General features: G+C 73.5%; 2 protein-coding genes. One reads left to right on the top strand and one right to left on the bottom strand.

The genetic code is table 11. The annotated features are described in order from the left end of the window. A partial coding sequence (locus ACFWJO_RS39010; protein WP_386872962.1) for a phosphoribosylaminoimidazolesuccinocarboxamide synthase occupies positions 1 to 683 on the top strand: 683 nt, incomplete at its 5' end. A 65-nt stretch (positions 684 to 748) separates the two neighbouring features. On the opposite strand, the gene ACFWJO_RS39005 is transcribed toward ACFWJO_RS39010, so the two are convergent. Next, positions 749 to 940: hypothetical protein (locus tag ACFWJO_RS39005; protein WP_386872960.1), on the bottom strand; the 192-nt coding region annotated here is incomplete at its 5' end.

Here is a 940-nt window from a genome sequence, read left to right as displayed (position 1 = left end):
ACGCCGAGCCGGTCGAGCACCACGTGGTGAGCGCGGACGTGCCCGCGGCCGTGGCCGGGCGGGCGATGATCGTCAAGCGCCTGGACATGTTCCCCGTGGAGTGCATCGCCCGCGGCTACCTGACCGGCTCCGGCCTGGCCGAGTACCGCGCGTCGGGCACGGTGGCCGGCCTGCCGCTGCCCGCCGGGCTCGGGGACGGCTCGCGGGTCGACCCGCCGATCTTCACGCCGTCCGCGAAGGCCGAGGTCGGCGAGCACGACGAGAACATCACGTTCGAGCAGATGGTCGAGCGCGTGGGCACCGAGGCCGCCGAGCGCCTGCGGTTCCTCACCCTGGACCTGTACGCCCGCGCCGAGGCGATCGCCCGCGAGGCCGGCATCATCCTGGCGGACACGAAGGTCGAGTTCGGTGTGGACCCTGCCACCGGCCAGGTGGTGCTGGGCGACGAGGTCCTCACCCCGGACTCCTCCCGGTTCTGGGACGCCAGGGACTACGAGCCCGGCCGCCCCCAGGCGAGCTTCGACAAGCAGTTCGTCCGCGACTGGCTCACGGGCCCCGACTCCGGCTGGGACAAGACCAGCGGGGAGGCCCCGCCGGAGCTGCCCGCCGACGTCGTGGCCAAGACCCGCGACCGCTACGTGGAGGCGTACGAGCGCCTGACGGGCCGCCCCTTCGACGCCTGACCCGCACTTTCGAACGTGGGGTAGGCCCTCTGCCACGTTTGAAAGCGCGTCGGGCGCGCCACCCGTCAGGCGAGCGAGTCCTCCCAGGCCCGGTGCAGCGCCGCGAACCGCCCGTCGGCCGCCACCAGCTCGGCGGGGCTGCCGTCCTCGACGATCCGGCCGTCGTGCATCACGAGCACCCGGTCGGCGGTCTCGACGGTGCTGAGCCGGTGGGCGATGATCAGGGCCGTCCGGTTCCCCAACAGCCGCTCCAGCCC

The sequence above is a fragment of the Streptomyces sp. NPDC127092 genome (assembly GCF_042722475.1).
Classification (GTDB): domain Bacteria; phylum Actinomycetota; class Actinomycetes; order Streptomycetales; family Streptomycetaceae; genus Streptomyces.
Note: the sequence above shows the minus strand (reverse complement) of the source record. Positions and strands in the feature narration are given on the sequence as shown.